The organism is Acetobacter ghanensis (genome assembly GCF_001499675.1).
In the GTDB taxonomy this organism is placed as follows: domain Bacteria; phylum Pseudomonadota; class Alphaproteobacteria; order Acetobacterales; family Acetobacteraceae; genus Acetobacter; species Acetobacter ghanensis.
This window is the reverse complement of sequence record NZ_LN609302.1, coordinates 1,627,881-1,651,711: the sequence shown is the minus strand read 5'-3', so window position 1 is coordinate 1,651,711 and position 23,831 is coordinate 1,627,881. Positions and strand designations below refer to the sequence as shown.

23 protein-coding genes are annotated in these 23,831 nt (G+C 55.8%); 15 read left to right on the top strand and 8 right to left on the bottom strand.

Annotated elements, in window-relative coordinates:
- Window positions 1-27: 27 nt before the first annotated feature.
- From kdsA to tpiA, 4 genes are all read right to left on the bottom strand, one after another.
- Window positions 28-870: a 3-deoxy-8-phosphooctulonate synthase gene (gene kdsA / locus AGA_RS07945; protein ID WP_059023775.1), complete on the bottom strand. Its 843-nt coding sequence runs from the start codon at window positions 868-870 to the stop codon at window positions 28-30.
- Window positions 867-2,501, bottom strand: coding sequence for a CTP synthase (locus AGA_RS07940; RefSeq protein ID WP_059024760.1), 1,635 nt, complete (start codon window positions 2,499-2,501; stop codon window positions 867-869). Before AGA_RS07940 ends, kdsA begins: the two co-directional genes overlap by 4 nt.
- A 143-nt stretch (window positions 2,502-2,644) precedes the next feature.
- Entirely contained in the window at window positions 2,645-2,989 is a 345-nt protein-coding gene (secG, locus tag AGA_RS07935) for a preprotein translocase subunit SecG (RefSeq protein WP_059023774.1), read from the bottom strand.
- A gap of 26 nt (window positions 2,990-3,015) precedes the next feature.
- Window positions 3,016-3,756 carry a triose-phosphate isomerase gene (gene tpiA, locus AGA_RS07930; RefSeq protein WP_059023773.1) on the bottom strand — a complete coding sequence of 247 codons (741 nt, stop codon included), beginning with the start codon at window positions 3,754-3,756 and terminating at the stop codon, window positions 3,016-3,018.
- A gap of 230 nt (window positions 3,757-3,986) precedes the next feature.
- Here tpiA and AGA_RS07925 point away from each other — a divergent pair, with 230 nt between their 5' ends.
- From AGA_RS07925 to AGA_RS13720, 13 genes are all read left to right on the top strand, one after another.
- Entirely contained in the window at window positions 3,987-5,903 is a 1,917-nt protein-coding gene (locus tag AGA_RS07925; protein WP_059023772.1) for a peptidylprolyl isomerase, read from the top strand.
- A gap of 8 nt (window positions 5,904-5,911) precedes the next feature.
- The gene (gene trpE / locus AGA_RS07920; RefSeq protein WP_059023771.1) at window positions 5,912-7,444 is read left to right on the top strand and encodes an anthranilate synthase component I; all 1,533 of its coding nucleotides are present in this window, start codon (window positions 5,912-5,914) and stop codon (window positions 7,442-7,444) included.
- A 57-nt stretch (window positions 7,445-7,501) separates the two neighbouring features.
- Window positions 7,502-8,098: an anthranilate synthase component II gene (locus AGA_RS07915; protein ID WP_059023770.1), complete on the top strand. Its 597-nt coding sequence runs from the start codon at window positions 7,502-7,504 to the stop codon at window positions 8,096-8,098.
- Entirely contained in the window at window positions 8,091-9,200 is a 1,110-nt protein-coding gene (trpD, locus tag AGA_RS07910; RefSeq protein WP_083503586.1) for an anthranilate phosphoribosyltransferase, read from the top strand. The genes AGA_RS07915 and trpD overlap by 8 nt, the downstream gene beginning before the upstream one ends.
- A 17-nt stretch (window positions 9,201-9,217) precedes the next feature.
- Window positions 9,218-10,084 (top strand): indole-3-glycerol phosphate synthase TrpC, encoded by an 867-nt coding sequence (gene trpC, locus AGA_RS07905; RefSeq protein ID WP_059023769.1) that lies wholly within the window; start codon window positions 9,218-9,220, stop codon window positions 10,082-10,084.
- 1 nt (window position 10,085) lies between these two features.
- On the top strand, window positions 10,086-10,562 hold the full coding sequence (gene moaC / locus AGA_RS07900; RefSeq protein WP_059023768.1) for a cyclic pyranopterin monophosphate synthase MoaC: 477 nt from the start codon (window positions 10,086-10,088) through the stop codon (window positions 10,560-10,562).
- Between the two features lie 131 nt (window positions 10,563-10,693).
- Complete coding sequence (gene pdhA, locus AGA_RS07895) at window positions 10,694-11,704, top strand: pyruvate dehydrogenase (acetyl-transferring) E1 component subunit alpha (protein WP_059023767.1); 1,011 nt, start codon at window positions 10,694-10,696, stop codon at window positions 11,702-11,704.
- Between the two features lie 6 nt (window positions 11,705-11,710).
- Window positions 11,711-13,072 (top strand): pyruvate dehydrogenase complex E1 component subunit beta, encoded by a 1,362-nt coding sequence (locus AGA_RS07890; RefSeq protein WP_059023766.1) that lies wholly within the window; start codon window positions 11,711-11,713, stop codon window positions 13,070-13,072.
- Window positions 13,073-13,083: 11 nt separating this feature from the next.
- Window positions 13,084-14,322 (top strand): pyruvate dehydrogenase complex dihydrolipoamide acetyltransferase, encoded by a 1,239-nt coding sequence (locus tag AGA_RS07885; RefSeq protein WP_059023765.1) that lies wholly within the window; start codon window positions 13,084-13,086, stop codon window positions 14,320-14,322.
- A 30-nt stretch (window positions 14,323-14,352) separates the two neighbouring features.
- Entirely contained in the window at window positions 14,353-15,765 is a 1,413-nt protein-coding gene (lpdA, locus tag AGA_RS07880; RefSeq protein WP_059023764.1) for a dihydrolipoyl dehydrogenase, read from the top strand.
- A gap of 140 nt (window positions 15,766-15,905) precedes the next feature.
- A complete protein-coding gene (gene lipA, locus AGA_RS07875) occupies window positions 15,906-16,880 on the top strand; it encodes a lipoyl synthase (protein WP_059023763.1) in 975 nt (324 codons plus the stop codon).
- A complete protein-coding gene (locus tag AGA_RS07870) occupies window positions 16,880-17,371 on the top strand; it encodes a type II toxin-antitoxin system RatA family toxin (RefSeq protein WP_059023762.1) in 492 nt (163 codons plus the stop codon). The genes lipA and AGA_RS07870 overlap by 1 nt, the downstream gene beginning before the upstream one ends.
- A gap of 73 nt (window positions 17,372-17,444) precedes the next feature.
- On the top strand, window positions 17,445-17,705 hold the full coding sequence (locus tag AGA_RS13720) for a hypothetical protein (protein ID WP_157065325.1): 261 nt from the start codon (window positions 17,445-17,447) through the stop codon (window positions 17,703-17,705).
- Window positions 17,706-17,712: 7 nt separating this feature from the next.
- Here the strand turns inward: AGA_RS13720 and AGA_RS07865 are convergent, their stop codons facing one another.
- The 4 genes from AGA_RS07865 to AGA_RS07850 all read right to left on the bottom strand — a co-directional run bounded on the left by AGA_RS07865 (window position 17,713) and on the right by AGA_RS07850 (window position 21,386).
- A complete protein-coding gene (locus AGA_RS07865; protein ID WP_059023761.1) occupies window positions 17,713-18,228 on the bottom strand; it encodes a CinA family protein in 516 nt (171 codons plus the stop codon).
- A gap of 13 nt (window positions 18,229-18,241) precedes the next feature.
- The gene (locus AGA_RS07860; RefSeq protein ID WP_059023760.1) at window positions 18,242-18,724 is read right to left on the bottom strand and encodes a phosphatidylglycerophosphatase A family protein; all 483 of its coding nucleotides are present in this window, start codon (window positions 18,722-18,724) and stop codon (window positions 18,242-18,244) included.
- On the bottom strand, window positions 18,724-20,694 hold the full coding sequence (locus tag AGA_RS07855; RefSeq protein WP_059023759.1) for a lytic transglycosylase domain-containing protein: 1,971 nt from the start codon (window positions 20,692-20,694) through the stop codon (window positions 18,724-18,726). Before AGA_RS07855 ends, AGA_RS07860 begins: the two co-directional genes overlap by 1 nt.
- A gap of 83 nt (window positions 20,695-20,777) precedes the next feature.
- A complete protein-coding gene (locus AGA_RS07850) occupies window positions 20,778-21,386 on the bottom strand; it encodes a YjbE family putative metal transport protein (protein ID WP_059024757.1) in 609 nt (202 codons plus the stop codon).
- Window positions 21,387-21,550: 164 nt separating this feature from the next.
- Between AGA_RS07850 and purB the strand changes: the two genes are divergently transcribed.
- Entirely contained in the window at window positions 21,551-22,900 is a 1,350-nt protein-coding gene (gene purB, locus AGA_RS07845) for an adenylosuccinate lyase (RefSeq protein ID WP_059023758.1), read from the top strand.
- A gap of 151 nt (window positions 22,901-23,051) precedes the next feature.
- Window positions 23,052-23,819 carry a phosphoribosylaminoimidazolesuccinocarboxamide synthase gene (gene purC, locus AGA_RS07840; protein WP_059023757.1) on the top strand — a complete coding sequence of 256 codons (768 nt, stop codon included), beginning with the start codon at window positions 23,052-23,054 and terminating at the stop codon, window positions 23,817-23,819.
- Window positions 23,820-23,831 lie beyond the last annotated feature (12 nt).

Here is a 23,831-nt window from a genome sequence, read left to right as displayed (position 1 = left end):
TTTTTTATGCCCAATGCCCCGAAACAATCAGGAAATAGACCCTTTAATCAGGTCATCTATGGCACGGAATTGTTTCAGCAGAGGAGGGAGGCTGCTAATCGGCAACATATTGGGGCCGTCACTAGGAGCTTTATCAGGATCCTCATGCGTTTCTATAAACAAGGCAGCCACACCAACTGCCAGTGCCGCGCGGGACAGGATAGGAGCGAACTCTCTTTGCCCACCACTTGCGCCACCCAGCCCACCAGGTTGCTGCACGGAATGTGTTGCATCGTACACGACCGGGCAACCAGTCTGGGCCATAATGGGCAAACCACGCATATCGTTTACAAGCGTGTTGTAACCAAAACTCGTACCACGTTCACACAGCAGAACACGCTGGTTACCTGTTGACGCAATTTTTGCCGCAACATGCTGCATATCCCATGGCGCCAGAAACTGACCTTTTTTAACGTTAACAGCAGCCCCCGTGCTCCCTGCCGCCAGAAGCAGATCCGTCTGACGGCACAAAAACGCAGGGATTTGCAATACATCCACAGCTTCCGCCACAGGCGCACACTGCTCTGGCGTATGCACATCGGTTAAAACCGGCAGATTATAAGTCTGCCGAATATCCGCCAGAATAGCCAAGCCATTTTTCAGCCCCACGCCACGGGCGCTAGAAAGGCTGGTGCGGTTTGCCTTATCAAAAGAGCTTTTGTAAATCAGCCCCACACCGGCGGCCAGACACAGCTCTTTGAGGGCAGCCGCCGTTTCCATGGCATGGGCGGCTGATTCAATCTGACACGGCCCTGCAATCAGCACGAACGGTTGATTATTCCCAATTGTCAGCCCACCAATTTCAACTGGTGCGCTTATGGGCGAGGTCATGCTTGATTTGCCTTAGCGACCGCAGCACCAACAAACCCGGCGAACAACGGATGCGGCGCGAATGGGCGTGACTTCAGCTCAGGATGGTACTGAACGGCGATAAACCAAGGATGATCGGTATATTCTACAACCTCTGGCAAAATACCATCAGGAGACAGACCAGAAAAACGCAGGCCCGCTTTCTCAAGCTGTTCCTTGTAATGAATATTCACCTCATACCGGTGGCGGTGGCGCTCACGAATGGAGGTGGTGCCATAAACTTCTGCGGCGCGGGAGCCTGCAACAAGAGTGGCCGGATAAGCGCCCAGCCGCATGGTGCCGCCCAGTTCTCCGCCTTCGCTACGACGCAAACGTTCATTGCCCCGTGCCCATTCCGTCATCAACCCAACCAGAGGCTCGTCCGTCCGACCAAACTCGGTGGAAGACGCATCGGCCAGTCCAGCCAGATTACGGGCACATTCAATAACCGCCATCTGCATACCAAAGCAGATTCCGAGGAATGGAATGCCTTTTTCACGCGCATAACGAATGGCTTCAATTTTACCCTGTGAACCACGCTCGCCAAAGCCGCCTGGCACCAGAATGGCATCCGCACCACCCAAGCGCTCTTCCAGCGTGGCAGGATTTTTTTCAAACTGCTCAGAATCAATCCAGTCGAGTGTTACTTTTACCTGATGGGCAATCCCACCATGCAGCAACGCTTCGTTCAAAGATTTGTAGCTGTCCAGCAGAGCTGTGTATTTACCAACCACAGCAACACGCACCTCACTTTTGGGGTGGCGCAGGGCATCCACAACCTTCTGCCAATTGGACAGATCAGGCTCTTCTGCATACGGAAGACCGAAATACCGCAGAACCTCCGTATCCATCCCTTCCGCATGGTAGGAGAGGGGACATGCGTAAATTGTATCCACATCCCGTGCTGCAATCACGGCTTCAGGACGCACATTACAGAAGTTTGCAATCTTGCGTCGTTCAGTCGGAGGAATGGGACGGTCGCAACGGCAAAGCAGGATCTGCGGCTGAATACCAACATTCTGCAATTCCTTGACGGAATGCTGCGTCGGCTTTGTTTTCAGCTCCCCGGCAGATGGAATCCACGGCAGAAGCGTAAGGTGGACCACCATTGTCTGGTCCATGCCCAGATCGTTGCGTAACTGACGAATGGATTCAAGGAACGGCAGGCTCTCAATATCACCAACAGTGCCGCCAATCTCGACCAGAACAAAGTCGAGGTCATCCGTATTGGCGACGACCACATCCTTAATCGCATCCGTAATGTGCGGAATAACCTGTACCGTGGCACCAAGGTAATCCCCCCGGCGTTCACGCACGATCACGTCGGAATAAATGCGTCCGGTCGTCGCATTATCCTCTTTGGTGGCATTAACGCCGGTAAAGCGTTCATAATGGCCAAGATCGAGGTCCGTTTCCGCTCCGTCATCTGTTACAAAGACCTCACCATGCTGGTAAGGGCTCATGGTGCCGGGGTCCACGTTCAGGTAGGGGTCCAGCTTGCGCAGGCGGACCTTATAGCCACGCGCCTGCAAAAGCGCTGCGAGAGCGGCTGAAGCAATGCCCTTGCCAAGAGAGGACACCACACCACCAGTAATAAAGACAAAGCGTGTCATGAGCAGAATTCCTACACGAACTGGAGCGGGTGGATAAAGATAAACAAACACAATCCACCGCATGCATTGCTGCATGCGGGGGACAGAAATTTATGATCTTCTCTGTGTATCAGACGGATATCAGAGAAGGATGTCAGCATTTTTCAGGGCTTGGAAGCCGCAGGTGCTGCCGGGGTCTGGACTGCGGACGGAGCCGACGCTGCCGCCGGTGCGGTTTCCGCCGGAGGCTGGGCCAGAATGTCATGCCCTGCGCCTGTCACACTCCCTTTGTAAAGCACTGCCAACAGGAGAGAGAGGAGCATGAACAGTCCGGCCAGCACGGCAGTTGTGCGGGTCAGCAGGTTTGCCGTCCCCCGACCGGACATAAAGGCTCCCATACCCTGACTGTTACCAATACCAAGGCCGCCACCCTCGCTCCGCTGAATCAGCACAACGCCAATCAGAGCAATGGTGACACAGAAATGCAGGATCAGCAGGGCTGTCGTCATGTCAGGTTCCAGATCAAAGCAACATGTCAGGCAGCGGATGCTGCGTTGACAATAGAAAGAAATGCGTCCGCCTTAAGGCTGGCGCCACCAACCAGTGCACCCGCGACTTCCGGAATGGAAAGAACGGAAACAGCATTCCCGGCGTTTACGGACCCTCCATACAGGATTTTGATAGCTTTTCCAGCCTCTCCGAACTGACGAACCAATTCTGCACGCAGAAAAGCCATAGTTTCGGCGATCTGGTCGGTTGTCGCGGCAAGCCCGGTTCCAATAGCCCATACAGGTTCGTAAGCTACAATACCGGCAAAACCATCAGGAAGCGATCCCTTGATCTGCCAGCCCAAAACGTCCTGATATTCTCCACTTTCGCGCTGGTCTTCCGTCTCACCAATACAGATGATGGGAGTCAGACCTGCCTTGGTGGCGGCCACGGCTTTTTCACGCACGGTCTCATCGAGTTCACCATGTTCTTGGCGACGCTCGGAGTGACCCAGAATAACGTAAGACACCCCAAGGTCTGTGAGCATGGCCGGGGAGATATCCCCCGTATGCGCGCCCGAGACATCTTTATGGCAATCCTGCGCACCCAATGCGATGGGGGAGGAAGCCAGCGTAGGCTGCACAAGCGCCAGTTGCGTAAAGGGCGGACAGACGACCACATCCGGCGCGGCTGCTGGCAAACCACCAACCAGCGCCTGCACCAGCGCCTGCGCGTCCCGGCTTGTGCCATTCATTTTCCAATTGCCGACAATAATCTGCCTGCTCATACCCTTCCTCCAGATCCTGTGCTGCCACGCGCGCAGTGCGTCTGCAGTGGCACGGTTGACAACAGGCTAAACCATATACTCCCCCTACGGGGCAAGAGAGGGCTAATACCTTATTGCTGCCCCATAACGGTTATGTCTGGTCAAGCGGCACACCTCCGCTTATGGTGCCGCCCCAAGATGTGCTGAGACCAGCATAAACCATTTATGACAAGCTGTGGATCCATAGGGTCATGATTTCCTACCTGCGCCGAGTACTAGTTGAATCGTGGCTGGGCCGCGTTATTGCCATTGTTATTTTTCTGGCCTTTGTCGGCTGGGGTATTGGCGATGTTATCGGCTTCATGAGCGAAGAAACTGACGTGGTGGCCCGGGTTGGCCAGCACCGCATCGCCACGCGTGAATTGGCGATGGCCCTGCGCTCGGAAATGCCAACGATCACCCAGCAGATGGGCATCAAGGATCCGTCCGCCATGTCTCCCATCATGCAGGGGCAGATCGCGCACCAGATTCTTCAGCGCCTGATAGCGCAGGCAGAACTTCTGGAAGCCGCCAGACAGCTCAAGATCATGGTGCCGGATTCCGCCATAAGGGAGGAAGTGTTCTCACTCCCTTACTTCAAGGGGCCAACAGGGCAGTTTGATCGCAGCATATTCAACCAGCGGCTAAGCGCGCAGGGATTGAGCGAGCAGCAGGTGCTGGACATGATCCGTGATGATCTGACCGTCCGCACCCTACTGCAACCCATGGCGCAGGGGGCTTCCGTTTCCACCACACTCCTGAATACGCTTGTAAATTATGGCGCAAAAACCCGACTGGTTGACCTGATCAGCATTCCCGTTGCGGCACAACCAGCCCTTCCTGCTCCAGACAACGCAACGTTGCAGCGTTATTATGCCAACCACCCATGGCAGTTCAGCACACCAGAACTCAGGCACGCACGTATCGTAGTTCTATCGGCCCAGACGGTTGCTGACACCATTTCAATGGATGATGCGCAGCTCAAACGCGTGTATGATGAGCAGAGCAGCCGTTACAATGTTCCGGAAACTCGGGATGTGCAGCTTATTACGACTTCCACTCAGGCGGATGCCCAGAAAATTGTCGATGCGTGGCACCTGAAAGGTGACTGGCAGAGCGCGCAGGCTGCGGTCAAAGGGGCGGCATCTGTGGACATGCCGGGCGCTCGCCCAGCCACCATTCCCTCGGATATTCTGAAGCAGGCGTTGTTTCAGGCCCCGCAGGGGCAGATCATGGGGCCGGTCAAGACTGAAATGGGCTGGGCCGCTTTTAGGGTGACCAAAATTCTGCCCGCACACAGCACCTCTTTTGCAGATGCCAAGCAGGACATTCTTCAGCAGTACCGTGCAGCCATGGCGCCTTCCGTTGTAACGGAACGCCGTCGTCAGTTGCAGGATGCCATTGCTGGCAAAGGTCTGGATGCTATCCCCGATACGCTCGGAGCCGTTGCCATTTCCGGCTCGCTAGACGCACAGGGCAACACTGCCGAAAAACAACCAGCCCCGATTCCTGCTTCTGGCAAACTGCGTGACGCCATCATTCATCAGGTCTTTGCGCAGAAGGCCGGCGACAACCCGATCCTGATAGATGGACCGGATAACAGTTGGTTTGCCGTAGCGGTTGATTCCATCACGCCAGCCTCGCCGCGCACGTTTGAGCAAGCTAAAGCGGATGTTGTGACTGCGTGGCAGGCTGATGCGCGCCATCATGCTGCTGACCAGAAAGCTACAGCGTTGTTCCTGACCGCCCGCCAGAAAGGTAACATTGCGGATCAGGATGCCTCCGGCGTTCAGATTGTGCGGAATATTCCATTCTCCTTTGCCAACCCCAACAAGGCCCTTCCGCCAGAAGTGGCTAGCTACATCGCGCATATGAAGGCCGGGCAGGCAGTTATGGCGGAGAATGCCGATACCTTTTTTGTGGCTGTGGTTACCAAGGTGTTCGTCCCCAATCCACCAGCTTCGGCTGATATGATGCAAAAGCTGAAAAACAATCTTGCTCAGGCTTATGGTGATGATCTGGCTGCCAGCTATGTGCAGTTTCTGAACAAACGACTGCCTGCGCACATTAACAATGCGGCCATTCAGGCGGCTCTGTCCGCCGCTGGATTTGGAGGGACGGCACAGTGAGCCCTGCCATGAAGGCACATACAGCCTCATCTCCTGACAAGAGCGCCTGTGCAGCAGCGTGGGACGAGGGCAGGGGGACAATCATTTACTCTGTCGAGCCCGCAGACCTGCTGACCCCTGTGTCCGCTTATATGCGACTGGCCCATCTGGACGGCGGCACAGGCAAATACACCCTGCTGCTGGAAAGTGTGGAAGGCGGGACCACACGCGGGCGTTATTCCGTTATTGCGCTTAAGCCTGACCTTGTCTGGACCTGCCATGACGGCAAGGTCACAACCAGTATGTGTGTTGATGGTCAGCCAACAGAGGCCATGCCGGACACAACAGCACCTTTGGCCAGTCTGCGTGCTCTCATCCATGCCTCACGCATGGACCTGCCGCCTGAACTTCCTCCTATGATTGGCGGTCTGTTTGGCTATCTGGGTTATGACATGGTACGTCAGATGGAGCATCTACCTGATGCCCCTCCTGACGATTTGGACTTACCTGAATCAATTTTGATGCGCCCCGGTCTGTTTGCCGTATTCGATACGGTCACAGACGAACTGATTCTGGCAGCCCCTATCCGCCCCAATACGACTGACACAGCAGAGCAGGCATGGGACCGGGCACAGGCATTGCTACAAAATGCCCGTGACTGCCTTGATGGCGCACTCCCTCACACTGCGGCCCCAGACAACATTCCTGCGTTTGTTGAACCCTCCTCGACGTTCAGCCATCAGGATTTCTGCGCGGCCGTTACCCGTATTCAAGAGTATATTGCTGCTGGCGACGCCTTTCAGGTTGTTCCCAGCCAACGGTTTTCCACCTCTTTTCCGCTCCCATCTCTCGCGCTCTACCGTGCGCTTAGGCGGATCAATCCGGCACCTTTCCTGTTCCATCTGGATTTTGGGGCTTTCTCGCTTGTCGGGTCGTCACCTGAAATTCTTGTGCGCCTCAGAGAAGGCAAAATGACCGTTCGCCCGCTGGCAGGAACCCGCCCACGCGGAAAAACCCCCGCCGAAGATCTGGCGCTTGAAAAAGACCTTCTGTCTGACCAGAAGGAAATTGCTGAACATCTGATGCTGATTGATCTTGGGCGTAACGATGTAGGGCGCGTCAGCATCCCCGGTTCTGTTAAAGTGACCGAGCGTTTTGTTATCGAGCGGTTCAGCCACGTCATGCACATCTCGTCCAATGTGGAGGGGATGCTCAAGCCGGACCTAGAAGCGTTGGATGCTCTGGTTGCAGCTTTTCCTGCCGGGACTTTGACCGGGGCGCCAAAAATCCGCGCCATGGAAATTATTGACGAAGTTGAACGCACCCGCCGCGCCACTTACGCTGGCTGCATCGGCTATTTTGGCGCAGGGGGCGATATGGACACCTGTATTGGCCTGCGCATGGCGGTGGTCAAGGATGGCGCAATGCACGTTCAGGCGGGCTGTGGCGTTGTGGCAGACAGTGTGCCTGAGACAGAATATGAGGAAACACAGCACAAGGCGCGAGCCGTCTTCCGGGCGGCTGAGGAAGCGCTAAGAGTGGCACGAGCGGGAAGGGCGTAAACACGCCTTTCCTTCACGTCATTTGACCCGTGCGCACGAAAAGGTCATCATTCCGCCATGATCCTACTGATCGACAATTATGACAGTTTTACCTTCAATCTCGTTCACTATCTGGGTGAACTGGGCGAAGATTGTGATGTCCGCCGGAACGACACATTAAGTGTTGAAGACGCACTGGCCCTTAACCCAGACGCCATTGTGCTTTCACCCGGCCCATGCTCCCCCAACGAAGCAGGGATATGCTGTGACCTGATTGCGGCGGCCGCAGGGAAGGTGCCGGTATTTGGGGTGTGCCTTGGCCACCAGTCCATTGGGCAGGTATTCGGGGCCAAAGTTGTACGCTCCCCAACCCCCATGCACGGCAAAATCAGTCCTGTCTTCCATAACGGAACGGATGTTTTTGCAGGCCTTCCAAACCCATTTAATGCCACACGTTACCACAGCCTGACCTTGGAACCGACCAGCATACCAGATGATCTGGAGGTCACAGCATGGACAGCCGATGGCGTTATTATGGGCGTGCGGCATAAAGTATATCCGATATCGGGCGTACAGTTTCACCCTGAAAGCATTGCCTCGGAACATGGGCATGATCTGCTCCGCAATTTCCTAGACCATGCGCGCGCATGGAAGGCCGAGACAGTCCATGCCTGAACGTGGAAGTATGGCTAGCGGCAGGGATGAAGCCGTTTTTTTCACAACCATTCTGACGCACCTTGCGGAACGAAAAACGCTAAGCGCCCAACAGGCTGAAGCAGCTTTTGGCAGTATTATGGATGGCCATGTGCCTCCAGAACGGATTGCCGCGTTTCTGATGGCGCTACGTGTACGGGGCGAAACGCAGGATGAGTTGCTTGGAGCCGTAACCGCTCTGCGGCAGAGAATGTACCCAGTGCCGAACGCCCCCCACAACACGATTGATGTCTGCGGGACCGGCGGCGACAACTACGGCACTCTTAATGTTTCCACCGCTGTCGCTTTTGTTCTGGCGGCCCTTGGTGTGCCCGTAGCCAAACATGGGAACAGAGCCATTTCCTCCCGCTCTGGCGCATCGGATGTTCTGGCGGCCCTTTGCGTTCCTCTCTCATCCCAAGCCGAGGTACTTGCCGAACAGCTTGCGCAGCACCATGTGGTCTTTATGGCCGCACCGCATCACCATCCGGCCATGCGCCACGCCGCAGGAGCCAGAAAGGCGCTAGGCTTGCCCACCTTGTTCAATCTTGTTGGGCCAATGGTGAATCCTGCAGGCGTAAAGCGGCAGCTTATGGGAGTTTTCTCCACGGACTGGCTCCTGCCCGTTACTGAAGTTCTGGCTCGTTTGGGCTCGGAATGCGTATGGACCGTCTGCGGCCAGCCGCAGGACGAGCAGGGTGGAATAGACGAAATAACGCTGGCAGGCCCAACACAGGCTATTGCGCTGGAAAATGGACATATCCGGCCTTACCTGATTGAGCCTGGCATGGCGGGTTTGCCCTACGCCCCCGTATCCGCCATTAAGGGGGGGGATGCTCAGCATAATGCGCAGGCTCTGGAAGCACTCCTGCGTGGCGCACATGGTGCATACCGTGATACGGTTGTGCTGAATGCAGCCTTCGCGCTGCATGTTGCTGGTCAACAGACCGTCTTGCGGGATGGGCAGATTGATCCAGCCGCCCTCAAGAACAGTGTGGCGATCGCTGCACGCTCACTCGACAATGGCACTGCCCTCGCGGTGCTTAATGGTTTACGTGCTTCGTCTTCCGATGCACACGCCTGAGACATGACAGGACAATCATGAACGATACATCCTCCACGTCCACTGTAGCTGCCTCTGCTGTCACACCTGACTGCAAGGTTGATGAACTACCAGATGTTCTCTCCCGCATCTGCGCACGGACACGGCTGGAAGTGGAACACCGCTCCACGCTACACCCCCTGAAGGAAGTTGTAGCCAAAGCGCAGGAAACCAAAGAAGCACCACGCGGTTTTGGTCGTGCCCTGAAGGAAAAAGCCGCAGACCGTGCAGTCGGTCTGATTGCCGAGATCAAAAAAGCCTCTCCTTCTGCTGGCATCCTACAGGAAGACTACGACCCGGCACGTATTGCCCTTGCCTACGAGCAGGCTGGTGCTGCCTGCATTTCCGTGCTGACGGAAAGTTCCTGCTTCCATGGAGCAAATGAGGATCTGGCAACGGCACGGGCTGCCTGCTCGCTGCCCGTGCTGCGCAAGGACTTCATTCTAGACCCATGGCAGGTCTATGAAAGCCGCATGATTGGGGCAGATTGTATTTTGCTGATCATGTCCATTCTAACAGATGAAATGGCGTTGGAACTGGTGGACCATGCCAAAGGTCTGGACATGGACGTGCTAGTGGAAGTGCATGATGAGGAAGAACTGAACCGCGCTCTGGCGCTGGATACGTTCCTGATAGGCATTAACAACCGCAACCTGAAGACCCTGACAACGGACATTAACACCACCCGCCAGTTGGCTCCGCTGGTGCCGCCGGATAGGATTATCATCTCCGAAAGCGGGATTAAAACCCACGCGGAAATCGCCCAGCTTGCGTCTATTGGTGTAACGGGCTTTCTGGTTGGCGAAACCCTGCTCCGTCAGCCTGACCCAGGTGAAGCCGCACGTACTCTGCTCGGACTGAAGTAACGTGACCGAACAGCCGTTAACCCACCTGAATGCTGCCGGACACGCCCATATGGTGGATGTATCTGGTAAGGATGAGACATTTCGCAAGGCTGTTGCGGCGGCTGAGGTGCATATGCACCCCAGCACTCTGGACCTGATCCTCTCCGGCTCCATGCCAAAAGGGGATGTGCTGGCAACAGCGCGGATTGCTGGCATTATGGCGTCCAAAAAAACGGCTGACATTATCCCTCTATGCCACCCCCTGCGTCTGACATCCGTCACTGTTGATTTAATTGGCGCAGATGACAAAATCGAGATCATCGCGACTGTTACAACAAGAGACGCAACCGGCGTAGAAATGGAGGCGTTAACGGCTGTGTCTGCCGCGGCACTTACGATCTATGACATGTGCAAGGCCGTTGACCGCGGAATGCGCGTGGACAATATCCGGCTACAACACAAAAGCGGTGGCAGATCGGGAGAATATAACGCCAAATAATTAAGGTGCCCCAGCTAGACGGCATCCTTTTTTATACAAAACAAGATAAAATGCTCGGACCGACCAGTCCTCTGGCCGCCAAGACATTACGTTTAAGACGCATTTACCTATGTATCGTAGAGGGTCCATACATGGAAACAACATCTGAGCAGGTCGGCGCAGTTGGTGGCAATGGTCCATCACTGACGCGGGAGCAGTTTCTGACGGCTTACCACGATATGCTGCTGATCCGTCGTTTTGAAGAAAAAGCTGGGCAGCTTTATGGCATGGGCCTGATCGGTGGGTTCTGCCACCTTTACATCGGGCAGGAAGCTGTTGTGGTAGGCATTCAGATGTGTCTGAAGGACGGGGATAAACTTATCACCTCCTACCGTGACCATGGGCAGATGCTTGTTGCCGGTATGACCCCACGTGGCGTTATGGCAGAACTGACCGGACGCGCTACGGGTTACTCACGCGGCAAGGGTGGCTCCATGCACATGTTCTCGCGCGAGAAGAACTTTTATGGTGGTCATGGCATTGTTGGCGCTCAGGTTGCTCTGGGCATCGGGCTGGCATTTGCCAACAAATATCGTGGAACAGACGAAGTCGCTGTAGCCTACTTTGGCGATGGCGCAGCCGGGCAGGGGCAGGTTTACGAAAGCTTCAATCTCGCCGCCCTGCATAAGCTGCCGTGTATCTTTGTAATTGAAAACAACAAATACGGCATGGGAACGGCGATTGAACGCGCCTCGGCCTCACACGAGCTGTATAAAAATGGCGAACCATGGGGCATTCCCGGCCGACAGGTGGACGGTATGGACGTTGCCGCCGTGCATGAAGCCGCGGCCGAGGCTGTAGCGCATTGCCGGGCAGGAAAAGGCCCCTACATTCTGGAAATGATGACCTACCGCTACCGTGGTCACTCCATGTCCGATCCTGCAAAATACCGCACGCGTGAAGAGGTCGATCACGTTCGCAAAACGCGCGATCCGATCGAACATGTCAAACACATCCTTCTTGATGCCGGGGTTGAAGAAGCCACGCTAAAAGCTATGGAAGCCGAAATTAAAGCCGTCGTGAACGACTCAGCCGAATTCGCGCAGACCAGCCCGGAACCTGATCCATCTGAACTTTATACGGACGTTGTGCTGGAGGCCTGAGCAATTATGGCGACTGAAATTTTGATGCCCGCCCTTTCTCCCACCATGACAGAAGGCAAGCTTGCCCGCTGGGTGAAAAAGGAAGGCGATACCGTTACTGGCGGTGATGTTCTGGCTGAAATCGAAACAGACAAGGCGACAATGGAAATTGAAGCCATTGAAGAAGGTATTCTTGGCCGCATACTGATCCCCGAAGGGGTTGAAGGCATTGCCGTTAACACGCCCATCGCCATTATGGTGGAAGATGGCGAGGCTGTGCCTGATAGCGTAGCCAGCCAGCCAGTGGCCAACACTCCGGCAGAGGCACCCAAAGGCGATACCATCACCCCTTCCAGCGTGCCTGCCGCTCCCATAGCTGATGCTCTCCCTGAACCAGAGCGTAACTGGGGCGAAACGCGTGAAATCACTGTGCGCGAGGCTCTGCGGGATGCCATGGCGGCCGAATTGCGGCGTGATCCCGACGTGTTCCTGCTGGGTGAGGAAGTTGCCGAGTATCAGGGCGCTTACAAAATCTCTCAGGGGCTATTGCAGGAGTTTGGTGACAAGCGCGTTCTTGACATGCCCATTACCGAACACGGTTTTACGGGTATGGCAGTCGGGGCGGCACTGACTGGCCTCAAGCCCGTTGTAGAGTTCATGACCATGAACTTTGCCATGCAGGCTATTGACCACATTATCAATTCCGCGGCCAAAACACTGTACATGTCTGGCGGGCAGATGGGGTGCCCCATTGTGTTCCGCGGTCCCAACGGAGCAGCGGCCCGTGTGGGGGCCCAACATTCGCAGTGTTATGCAAGCTGGTATGGCCACGTACCGGGGCTTAAAGTTATCACCCCTTGGTCTGCTGCAGATGCCAAAGGCCTTCTGCGGGCTGCGATCCGAGACCCGAACCCGGTTGTCTTTTTGGAAAATGAAATTCTTTACGGGCAAAAATTCGCTTGCCCGGTTGATGAGGATTTCATTCTGCCTATTGGTAAAGCCAAAATTGAGCGGGCAGGCTCGGATGTCACCATTGTCGCCTTCTCCATTGCTGTTGGCACGGCGCTGGATGCCGCAGCCGAACTTGCCAAACAGGGCATTGAGGCGGAAGTCATCAACCTGCGTACCATTCGGCCGCTGGACACTGCGACCATCGTCAACAGTGTCAAAAAAACCAGCCGCCTCGTTACCGTGGAAGAAGGCTGGCCATTTGCTGGCATTGGCGCTGAAGTTGCCATGCAGGTTATTGAACATGCCTTTGACTGGCTGGATGCACCGCCAGTACGTGTGGCTGGCGTGGATGTGCCCATGCCGTTTGCCGCTAATCTGGAAAAACTGGCCCTCCCACAGCCCGAGCACGTTGTTAAAGCCGTGCGCAGCCTGATCTGAGGTGTTGAAAGATGGCAACTGAAATTCTGATGCCCGCCCTCTCTCCCACCATGACAGAGGGCAAGATTGCCCGCTGGCTGAAAAAAGAGGGCGATACGGTCAGCAATGGTGATGTTCTGGCCGAGATCGAGACCGACAAGGCCACAATGGAAGTAGAAGCCATTGAGGAAGGTATTTTTGGCCGCATTCTGGTTCCAGAAGGAACGGAAGGTATTGCGGTCAATACACCCATCGCCATTATGGTAGAAGAAGGAGAGGCTGTGCCAGAAAAAGCTCCGTCCTCTCCTACCACCGCAGCGGCCGCGTCCACAGCAGCTCCGGTCGTAACGGCGGATGCGCCTAAACCGCAGGCTGCGACGCCTCAGGCATCTCGTCCGGTAAACCGGATTGTTGCCTCCCCTCTAGCGCGCCGTATTGCGGCTTCCAAAGGTGTGGACCTTTCCTCCATCAAAGGAACAGGCCCCAACGGTCGCATTGTCAAACGCGATGTGGAAGCCGCCGAAGCTACAAAAACCGCCGTGCAGCAACCAGCATCGGCTGCACCTTCTGCCGGTAGCAGCCGTCTGATCCCGCATTCTACCATGCGCAAGGTCATTGCCCGTCGGTTAAGTGAGTCCAAGGCCACCATTCCCCACTTCTATGTCTCCATGGATGTAGAACTGGATGCCCTTATGGCTCTACGGTCACAGCTCAATGCGTTGTCCGACAATGAAGGACCTGACGCATTCAAACTGTCCGTGAATGACATGCTGATCAAGGCATCCGCCCTTGCACTCAAGCAGGTTCCAGAAGTGAACGCCTCCTTTACGGAAGAAGGCATGATCCTGCATGACGATGCGGATATTTCCGTTGCCGTTTCCCTTGATGACGGGTTGATTACCCCCATCGTCCGTGCCGCTGACCGTAAAAGCCTGAAGCAGATCAGTCAGGAAGCCAAAGGGCTGGTTGCGCGTGCCAGAGCTGGCAAACTGAAACCTGAAGAATTTCAGGGTGGAACTTTCTCTGTCTCCAACATGGGTATGTTTGGCGTTAAGGAATTTGCAGCCATCGTCAATCCGCCGCAGGCGGCCATTCTGGCCATTGCGGCTGGCAAGCGTCAGCCTGTTGTGAGCGGTGATGAAATTAAAATCGCAACCGTCATGACAGTTACGCTCTCGGTCGATCATCGTGCAGTGGATGGAGCCACAGCCGCCAAGTGGCTGTCTGCTTTCCGCTCCATTGTGCAGGCGCCTCTGGCTCTTGTTGTGTAACGCGGCTTTTTGCGGGAGAAATTTGGCACCATGAGCCAGACAGATTTTGACGTTATCGTCATTGGTGGTGGACCGGGTGGTTATGTGGCCGCCCTGCGCGCTGCACAGCTTAAACTCTCTGTAGCGGTCGTTGAAGCCCAGCACCTCGGTGGTATCTGCCTTAACTGGGGGTGTATCCCCACCAAGGCGCTCCTCCGGGCATCGGAAATCAACCATCTACTGCATGACCTGCCAGCCTATGGGTTCAAGGCCGAGGGCGTAAGCTTTGATTTTAAAAAAATCATTGCCCGGTCTCGCGCCGTATCCAAACAGCTTGCCAGCGGCGTTGCGCACCTGCTGAAAAAAGCCAAAGTTCCAGTCTTTAATGGCTTTGGCAAACTGGATGGCACATCGGCCAATGGTCGACGTAAGGTTCTTGTTACAAAAGATGGTGCAAATCCTACCACTCTGACGGCGCAACACGTTATTCTGGCAACTGGTGCGCGCGCGCGCGTGCTGCCTGGCCTTGAACCGGATGGCAAGTTTGTGTGGTCCTACAAGGAAGCCCTTGTTCCAGAAGAGCTGCCAAAGCGGCTTGTCGTTATTGGTTCTGGCGCCATTGGCACAGAATTTGCATCCTTCTACCGTAACATGGGTTCGGATGTGACACTGGTAGAAGTTGCAGACCGCATTCTGCCTGTAGAAGATGAAGAAATCAGCCAACTTGCACGCAAAGCCTTCGAAAAGCAGGGCATTCGCGTTCTGACAGGCGCGAAAGTTGGCGCGTTGCAAAAAACGGCAACGGAAGTCACTATCCCAGTCACACTCAATGACAAAACCGATACCCTTGTTGCCGACCGGGTCATCTCGGCAGTTGGCATTGTAGGGAATGTTGAAAACATTGGGCTGGAAGGGACCAAAATTCAGGTTGACCGGACCCATGTGGTTACAGATGCCCTGTGCCGGACGGGGGAGCCGGGCGTTTACGCCATTGGCGATCTGGCAGGTGCCCCTTGGCTAGCCCACAAAGCCAGCCACGAAGCCGTTATGTGCATAGAAGCCATAGCGGGCAGGGCGGTCCATCCCATTGACCCAACCAAAATTCCCGGCTGCACCTATTGCCGTCCCCAGATTGCCTCCGTCGGCTATACGGAAGCCAAGGCAAAGGATGCCGGTTATAAGGTGCGCGTTGGCAAATTCCCGCTTCTTGCCAATGGTAAAGCGTTGGCTATGGGCGAACCGGATGGGCTGATCAAAACCGTTTTTGACGCAGCAACCGGCGAACTGCTTGGCGCCCATATGATTGGGGCAGAAGTGACCGAAATGATTCAGGGATATGTTATTGCCCGCACAGCTGAGCTGACAGAAGCGGAACTGGCGGAAACCATTTTCCCGCATCCCACCATTTCTGAGTCCATGCATGAGGCGGTTCTGGCTGCCTATGACGGCGCCTTGCACTTCTAGCCCCTTGCTCTGTTGGTGGGAGTGGCCTTGATCTCTAGAGTTTGATGCCGCTTCCACCGTCATTGTCTCTTCACGCCTTGACGTGTGAACAGGGGCGTTCCAGTTCTGTCTGAACTCTTTGGGTAAAAACGGGCAAAGTCATGTCTACTCGTGTCGAGATTGATCATCGTAAAGGTGGGACAAGCCGGATAAGACATCCGGAAAAAGCTCATCGGCCGGACAATCCCATTGCCCGCAAGCCTGAGTGGATACGCGTCAGAGCGCCCAACCACCCGATTTACCACGAAACACGCTCCCTCATGCGTGACAATAAGCTTGTCACCGTCTGTGAGGAAGCTGCCTGCCCAAACATTGGAGAGTGCTGGTCGCAGCGCCATGCCACCATGATGATCATGGGGGAAATCTGCACCCGCGCCTGTGCATTCTGCAATGTCAGCACAGGCCTGCCCAAACCACTGGATGAGGGTGAGCCAGAACGCGTGGCTGAAGCCGTAGCCAAGCTGGGGCTCCGCCATGTGGTCATTACCTCTGTGGACCGTGACGACCTGACTGATGGCGGAGCGTTACACTTTGCCCGTGTTATTCAGGCCATCCGTACGACATCTCCCACCACGACCATTGAAATCCTGACCCCTGACTTCTTGCGTAAGGACAAAGCGCTAGAGGTTGTGGTGGCAGCACGCCCGGATGTGTTCAACCATAATCTGGAAACCGTGCCTCGGCTTTATCCCACCATTCGCCCCGGTGCACGCTACTATCAGTCCATGCGTTTGCTGGACCGCGTCAAACAGATGGATCCATCCATCTTCACCAAGTCCGGCCTGATGCTGGGGCTGGGGGAAGAGAAAATGGAACTCGCTCAGGTCATGGATGATCTGCGCATTGCTGATGTGGATTTTATTACCATGGGGCAGTATTTGCAGCCCACGGTCAAGCACGCTGCCGTTGCGCGCTTTGTGACCCCTGACGAATTTGAGGACTATGGAACCATGGCGCGCGTAAAAGGCTTTTTGCAAGTTAGCGCAAGCCCTCTTACACGGTCCTCATACCATGCCGATACGGATTTTGCCCAACTCCGCGAAGCACGCAATAAACGCCTGAAGGAGGCTCAGTAATGCCTAAACACGCAGAGACGCGTGTTCTGCCCTACCGCCCCGACCAGATTTTTGATCTGGTTGCAGATGTGGCTCACTATCCGGCTTTTCTACCTTGGTGTGTTGCGGCGCGCCTGCGCACACGCACCGAGGCGGAACTGGTGGCTGACCTGACCATCGGCTTCGGTCCGTTCCGCGAGAGCTTTACCTCCCGCGTCACATTGGAGCGTCCCTCTACCATTACGGTACGTTACGAGCGTGGGCCATTCCGCTACCTTCGCAATGTGTGGAAGTTCACACCCCACGCCAATGGTTGTCAGGTCGATTTTTTTGTCGATTTTGAATTCAACTCACGCATCCTTCAGGCTGCAATCGGCGTGGTCTTTACAGAAGCAACACGTCTGATGGTTTCTGCCTTCATCAAACGTGCCAAGGACGTTTATGGCCCTCCGGCCCTACAGGGCTCCACAGCAGCGGCTCCCAGCATTCCGGGACAAAAAACAGCGACCTGACACAGTGCACCAGAGCAAAAAAGGACCAACAATGTACCGATTATTTTATGTGATTCTGCTCGGGTGCCTTGCAATGCCCACTCATCAGGCTCTGGCCGATACGTTACCCAACCAGCCAAAACCAGAAACCTACCGACCTGTTGATCCGACCAACACATCGGACAGGACTGATGCCCTGAATGCCCGCAGTCTAGCCCGCTCACAGCCAGTTAGGCCCACAGCCCCCCAAATACCACAACCGCATCCAACTGAAGGCACAATAGCCAAAGGAACGGGGGTTGTAGCTCCTGAATTGTTGGAAGCTCCGGTTTATAACCCGGCCGACAGGCGATAATACGGGATTAACGGTTAACAAGCCTGCCAGAAACGCTGGCAAGAGCATACAGCACGGCCTGTTCCCGCACCCGTTGCCTGCTTCCCGCAAAAATCTGTTTGCTGGCGCAGGTCTCCCCACCCCGCAGAGCGGTCGCAAACCAGACCAACCCCACGGGTTTGTCCAGACTGCCACCTCCCGGACCGGCTATGCCAGAAATGGCAACGGCAATATCTGCCGTCGCACAGGCCGTAAGCGCCCCCTCTGCCATCTGCAGCACAGTCTCTGCACTAACAGCACCATGTAACGCCAGTGTATCGGCCCGAACACCCAGAACAGCCTGCTTCATACTATTGGAGTAGGTTACAAAACCACCTTCAGTCACATCGGACGAACCAGCAAAATGCGTTAACGCACCGGCCACCAATCCGCCCGTGCAACTTTCTGCCGTTACCACTCTCATACCGGTCAGACGCAACTGCTCCAGAAGACGAGCTGCTTCCGACAAAACCTCATGGCCAAGAACAGTCTCATGATAGCCCATGTCCGACCCTTTTTTATGAGCGGGAAGCCAGCAGTTTTCGTAACGCCAGCACACACCCAGCACTGGCAAAACCTGCGGCGACATCATCCCCCATAACGCCCAGCGCGTCATGTCGTTTATCCAACACACCAATAGGGCCGGGCTTGGTAATATCGAACAGGCGAAACAGTCCAAACGCTACAATAGGCCATAAAAAACGATGTGTCGCGCTGCGGGAAGCCTCTCCTGCATTCTGCTCAGGCAGGCAAGCCAGAAGAGCGATCCACATCCCTGCCACCTCATCAATCACAATCCAACTGTGATCTTCCCCTTCACCGGCACGGGCTGTTGCCCACCAACCAACAAGGGTTGCAACTGCGGCCGCACCCGCAAGTGCGCGAGGCCGCCGTAGCAGCGGTAGCCCCAGCAATAAGGCGGCAAGAGACCCAACCGTACCAGGAGCGCGAGGAGACAACCCACACCCCCCAAATGTCGCTATCAGACGGGCAGGGGTCATTATGGTGCTCCCAGTGCTTTATATACGGTCATATTCTCCCACACGCGCTGCACATAATTCCGTGTTTCGGCATAGGGAATATTTTCAACCCAATCGATCATCTGCTCCAGATCCGCCCCATTTTGTGTGGGATCGCCAGCAACGCTCAGCCATTTTGCAAGGCGGGTTGGCCCGCCATTATAGGCTGCCGCCATATATGGCACGACCGGGCCAAAACGATCCTGCATATGCAGTAGGTAAGCTGTACCCAACTGCATATTGCTCTGAGGGTTATGCAAACCCGCAGCAGTAGCCGCAGAAGCTGGTACACCCGCAGCACGAACCATATCTGCTGCCGTGGAGGGCTTGATTTGCATAAGCCCAATAGCGTTGGACGGACTAACTGCATCGGGGTTAAAGCTGCTTTCCTGCCGCATCAGCCCCAGCACAAACCCTTTGGGCAAACTGCTGTCAGGCGGGGTATAGGGCAGGGGCCAGCCCGAGCGGAGCAAAAACACCCCATCTCGCCCAGCATGGCGGGCAACGGTTACAGCAACATCCGGCACCCCCAACCGCAGCGACAGGGATGACAGCGCCAGCCGCTGTGGCGTCTCCGTAATCTGCCTTTCAAACATACTCAAAAAGTCGCGTGTATGCTCGGTATCTCCCATGGAAGCCAACCTGAGCGCCGCACGAAGCAGATCATTATCTGTCGGCAGAACGTCTTCCGGGTATGTGGTGGCCGTATTGTTTGCCACTTTCAGATTCTGCACAATGACCGTTGGCACCTGTTCCGGCGCCAGCAACGCATTGCCCCCACCGGCCAGCGTTGCAGCAGCCATTTGGCCATAATACGTAGCGGGGTAGGATGTTGCCTGTGTCCAGTCCGCCTGAGCGGAAACCATGTTACCCGCCGCCGCACGCGCACGCCCCAACCAGTAAAACCCTCGGCTACGAGTAATAAGCGATGATGACGTTGTCAGCTGACGAAAGAAATCTTCAGCCGTCACCGTGTCATGCTGCATACGCAGAGCAATCCAGCCACTCAGGAACACGGCATCCAGACGGCCCTCGCCACCAACAACCGTGTCATTCGCTACGGCAAAGGCATCTGCGGCACGATTCTGCTGGATCAGTTCCCGCGCAAGGGCGTCCCGCTCGCGCCAGAACACTTTGGCTGACGCTTTTCTCTCCGCCTCAACGGCGCCAGCTTTCCACAAGGCAACGGCATCATCATAACGCTGCTGTTTTCTCAACCATCGCGCCTGATCCAGCACCAACCACGGATCAGCACGTAACGACACGGGCAGACTATCCAGCAAGGTCTGCGCCGCGGCATCATTATTCCGAAGTGCCAGACGCGCCTGAGCGAGTGGCTGCTGCTGGGCGGACAAATAAGGCAGGGTTTGCTGAGCAGCGTTGATCAACCCAGTCCGTTCCTCCCGGTCAAACCGCAACCAAGAACTTTTGGGTGTAAGAGCTGCCCTAAACTGGCTGGCCAGAATACCGGCAGCATTGGCGGAATCATTGCCATCTGTCCATGCTGCTACGGCCTCGGACGCAAGTTGCTGCTGTAGCGGCTTATCGTCGGGCAGTTGCGTTGCACATTGGGCAAGGGCAGGCGCATAAGTCAGCTTCTGACTATGGCACAAGCGCGCCAGAACCTGCGGATCCGTCTCGTTCGCCAGCGCCTGCTGCATACGCAGAACCAGAACCGACCAGCGCGGCCATATCCCGCCAGATTGCAGAAAATCAGCATAGTCCTGCGCACTAGCATGGACCGGACCAACAAGACGCAGCCAGACATCCAGCCGGCTGTTCAGGCTGGCGGACGATGCGCCCCCCTGAGGCGCCTCAGAACTGTCAGCAGCACGCCACTCATTGGTGGAGACCTGTTGCGCAGATGGGCCGGAGCAGGCAGTCAGCGACAGTCCGACGAGGGATACTGCGGCGACAAGCTGCCGCCGCCATGAAGGGTACAAACGGATCATACCCGAAATTCAACGGGTTTCTTGCAAATTAGCAAGCTCTTTTGTCTGGCCACAAAGGGCTGATCATCACAGATCCGTCAGGCTTAGGACAAATGCCCCCAAACCTCACCACCACCGGATACAATCAGCTCAATAGCAACAGCCAGAACAACCAGCAGCCCCACCCACGAAATCCACTTATAACGCTCAAGCAGGCGTGCAATCAGCGAGGCAGCAAGCCCCATAAGCACCACAGATAGCGCAAGCCCCATAACCAGAATACCGGGATGCTCACGCGCCGCACCCGCCACAGCCAATACGTTATCGAGGCTCATGGACAAATCGGCTATCAGTATCCTGATAATCGCGGAGCGCAGGTTTCCGGGGGCAGGGGTGCCTTCTTCATCGGCAGTATGGCTGTCCTGCATCTCACGGTACATCCGCCAGCAGACCCAGAGCAGTAGCAGGCCGCCAGCCAGTGTAAGCCCCACAACTGCCAGAAGTTTGACAGCAACAAGAGCCAGCAGAACCCTAATAACAGCAGCCAGCCCCACACCTGCCCAAATGGCCTTGCGCCGCTGCGCACCAGCCAAAGACCGGACCGCCATACCAATGACAACCGCATTGTCTCCTGCCAGAGTAACGTCAATCAGCACCACCTGCAGAAGGGCCGTAAGTGCCGGAAAACTGGCAGAATCAAATAGGTTGGACACAATAACTCCGATTCCAAACAAAGCCTTGAATGGCGGGAATTTCTGGCACGCGACAGAAAATGTCAAAGTTTTCCGGATTGCGGGCAGACGACATGCGCGAAATCCGCTAGAGAGACGCCACCTGTTCTGACATTCAAACTGTTCTGGTTAAGGAAATCTGCGTTATGGTGCCGCGCTATACCCGCCCCGTCATGGCCGCAATCTGGTCCCCTGAAAACCGCTATCGCATCTGGTTCGAAATCGAAGCACTCGCTTGCGAGGCCATGGCTGAATACGGGACTGTCCCCAAAGAAGCCGCCAAGGTTGTGCGTGAAAAAGGTGGGGCCGCCATGGCCGCTTTTTCCGATGCGGATCTTGCCAGAATTGATGAGATTGAAGCCGAAACACGGCATGACGTCATTGCGTTTCTGACCTGGCTTGCGGAAAAAGTGGGCCCCGAAAGCCGCTTTGTCCATCTGGGCATGACGTCTTCTGACGTGCTGGACACATGCCTTGCTGTGCAGCTTGTGCAGGCAACGGACCTACTGCTCAAGGATCTGGACGAAACGCTAGCCGCACTCAAGGCCCGTGCGTTTGAGCATAAACACACCCTGACCATCGGCCGCAGCCACGGCATCCATGCGGAACCCACGTCTTTCGGGCTCAAAATTGCCGGGCATTATGCAGAATTCGCGCGGAACAAAACCCGCCTTGAAACAGCACGGGCTGAAATTGCCACCTGTGCCATTTCCGGCGCCGTGGGCACTTACGCCCATCTTGACCCACGTGTTGAAGCCTATGTGGCCGAACGCCTTGGGCTGAAGGCCGAAACGGTTTCCACTCAGGTAATCCCGCGTGACCGCCACGCAGCATTCTTCTGCGCTCTGGCCGTTATTGCCAGCGGTATTGAACGCCTTGCCACAGAAGTGCGCCACCTCCAGCGTTCGGAAGTCCGGGAAGCGGAAGAATTCTTCCACCCTGGGCAGAAGGGGTCTTCCGCCATGCCCCACAAACGCAACCCGGTGCTGACGGAAAACCTGACCGGGCTTGCTCGCTTGGTACGCGCAGCTGTCATTCCCGCACTGGAAAACGTGGCCCTGTGGCATGAGCGGGACATCAGCCATTCCTCAGTCGAACGCAACATCTGCCCCGACGCCACAATCGGTCTGGACTTTGCTCTGGCCCGCCTGTCCGGCATGATTTCCAAGCTCGTTGTGTACCCCGACCGGATGGCTGCAAACATCGAGAGCCTTGGCGGGGTCGTCCATTCCGGCGAAGTCCTGCTCGCACTGGCCAAAGCCGGCCTCTCCCGCGAGGACGCCTACCGAATTGTCCAGCGTAATGCAATGGCAACATGGACCAAACTGGGAACACCTGAAGGCAAGACCTTCCGTGAAAATCTGGCGGACGACACTGAAATTTCAGGCCGCATTCCGGCAGATGTGCTGGATGCCGCCATGGATAGCCGCCAGCACCTAAAGGCGCTGGACACTCAGTTTGAGAAAATCTTCGGCGAAGCAGGCCCCAAGCAGTAAGAGCCTGCCCGTTTTTGCAGGCTGTATCCTCCATGCAGGAAGCCTGCTATGAACAGTAACTAGTAAAGGGGGGAACCATGACCTGGTTCCTCCAGTTTTTGGGGCGGTCGTCCAACCGCCCCCACACATTTTTCGACAGGTAAGGATCATCATGGCCCGTCGCCGCCAGCTTTATGAAGGTAAAGCCAAAATCCTCTTTGAAGGTCCGGAACCCGGGACCCTTGTGCAATACTTCAAGGACGATGCCACGGCTGGCAACGGTGCCAAAAGCGGTGTGATTACCGGCAAAGGCGTGCTCAACAACCGCATCAGCGAGCACCTGATGCTACGCCTGCAGGAAATTGGCATTCCCACCCACTTCATCCGGCGCATCAACATGCGGGAGCAGTTGGTTAAGGAAGTGGAAATCATTCCGCTGGAAGTTGTGGTCCGCAATGTTGCCGCTGGCAGCATTTCCAAGCGCTTCAACATCCCCGAAGGCCAGCGCCTGCCGCGCCCCATTGTTGAGTTCTATTACAAGAATGATGAACTGGGCGACCCGCTGGTTTCGGAAGACCACATCATCGCCTTCGGATGGGCCTGTCCGCATGATCTGGAAGACATTACGGGCATGTCCATGCGTGTAAACGACTTCCTTTGCGGCCTGTTCAGCGGCATCGGCATCCAGTTGGTGGACTTCAAGCTCGAATTCGGCCGCTGCTGGGAAGGCGAAGATATGCGTATTGTTCTGGCTGATGAAATTTCGCCGGACAACTGCCGCCTGTGGGACCTTCGCACAAACGAAAAGCTCGACAAGGACCGCTTCCGCCGCGATCTGGGCAACGTGAAGGAAGCCTATCAGGAAGTTGCACGCCGCATGGGCATCCTACCCGAAAATGGTGCGGGTGGTGACATGAAGGGCCCAGAAACAGTTCAGTAACCCCTACGGGTA

What these genes read in the sequence shown, in the direction of transcription:
- AGA_RS07855 (WP_059023759.1), bottom strand. Translation starts at nt 20,694, where the DNA reads ATGATCCGTTTGTACCCTTCATGGCGGCGGCAGCTTGTCGCCGCAGTA.
- lpdA (WP_059023764.1), top strand. Translation starts at nt 14,353, where the DNA reads ATGAGCCAGACAGATTTTGACGTTATCGTCATTGGTGGTGGACCGGGT.
- secG (WP_059023774.1), bottom strand. Translation starts at nt 2,989, where the DNA reads ATGACGACAGCCCTGCTGATCCTGCATTTCTGTGTCACCATTGCTCTG.
- pdhA (WP_059023767.1), top strand. Translation starts at nt 10,694, where the DNA reads ATGGAAACAACATCTGAGCAGGTCGGCGCAGTTGGTGGCAATGGTCCA.
- AGA_RS07865 (WP_059023761.1), bottom strand. Translation starts at nt 18,228, where the DNA reads ATGGGCTATCATGAGACTGTTCTTGGCCATGAGGTTTTGTCGGAAGCA.
- AGA_RS07885 (WP_059023765.1), top strand. Translation starts at nt 13,084, where the DNA reads ATGGCAACTGAAATTCTGATGCCCGCCCTCTCTCCCACCATGACAGAG.
- AGA_RS07940 (WP_059024760.1), bottom strand. Translation starts at nt 2,501, where the DNA reads ATGACACGCTTTGTCTTTATTACTGGTGGTGTGGTGTCCTCTCTTGGC.
- trpE (WP_059023771.1), top strand. Translation starts at nt 5,912, where the DNA reads ATGAAGGCACATACAGCCTCATCTCCTGACAAGAGCGCCTGTGCAGCA.
- AGA_RS07925 (WP_059023772.1), top strand. Translation starts at nt 3,987, where the DNA reads ATGATTTCCTACCTGCGCCGAGTACTAGTTGAATCGTGGCTGGGCCGC.
- tpiA (WP_059023773.1), bottom strand. Translation starts at nt 3,756, where the DNA reads ATGAGCAGGCAGATTATTGTCGGCAATTGGAAAATGAATGGCACAAGC.
- trpD (WP_083503586.1), top strand. Translation starts at nt 8,091, where the DNA reads ATGCCTGAACGTGGAAGTATGGCTAGCGGCAGGGATGAAGCCGTTTTT.
- AGA_RS07860 (WP_059023760.1), bottom strand. Translation starts at nt 18,724, where the DNA reads ATGACCCCTGCCCGTCTGATAGCGACATTTGGGGGGTGTGGGTTGTCT.
- kdsA (WP_059023775.1), bottom strand. Translation starts at nt 870, where the DNA reads ATGACCTCGCCCATAAGCGCACCAGTTGAAATTGGTGGGCTGACAATT.
- trpC (WP_059023769.1), top strand. Translation starts at nt 9,218, where the DNA reads ATGAACGATACATCCTCCACGTCCACTGTAGCTGCCTCTGCTGTCACA.
- lipA (WP_059023763.1), top strand. Translation starts at nt 15,906, where the DNA reads ATGTCTACTCGTGTCGAGATTGATCATCGTAAAGGTGGGACAAGCCGG.
- AGA_RS07915 (WP_059023770.1), top strand. Translation starts at nt 7,502, where the DNA reads ATGATCCTACTGATCGACAATTATGACAGTTTTACCTTCAATCTCGTT.
- purB (WP_059023758.1), top strand. Translation starts at nt 21,551, where the DNA reads ATGGTGCCGCGCTATACCCGCCCCGTCATGGCCGCAATCTGGTCCCCT.
- AGA_RS13720 (WP_157065325.1), top strand. Translation starts at nt 17,445, where the DNA reads ATGCCCACTCATCAGGCTCTGGCCGATACGTTACCCAACCAGCCAAAA.
- AGA_RS07890 (WP_059023766.1), top strand. Translation starts at nt 11,711, where the DNA reads ATGGCGACTGAAATTTTGATGCCCGCCCTTTCTCCCACCATGACAGAA.
- AGA_RS07870 (WP_059023762.1), top strand. Translation starts at nt 16,880, where the DNA reads ATGCCTAAACACGCAGAGACGCGTGTTCTGCCCTACCGCCCCGACCAG.
- purC (WP_059023757.1), top strand. Translation starts at nt 23,052, where the DNA reads ATGGCCCGTCGCCGCCAGCTTTATGAAGGTAAAGCCAAAATCCTCTTT.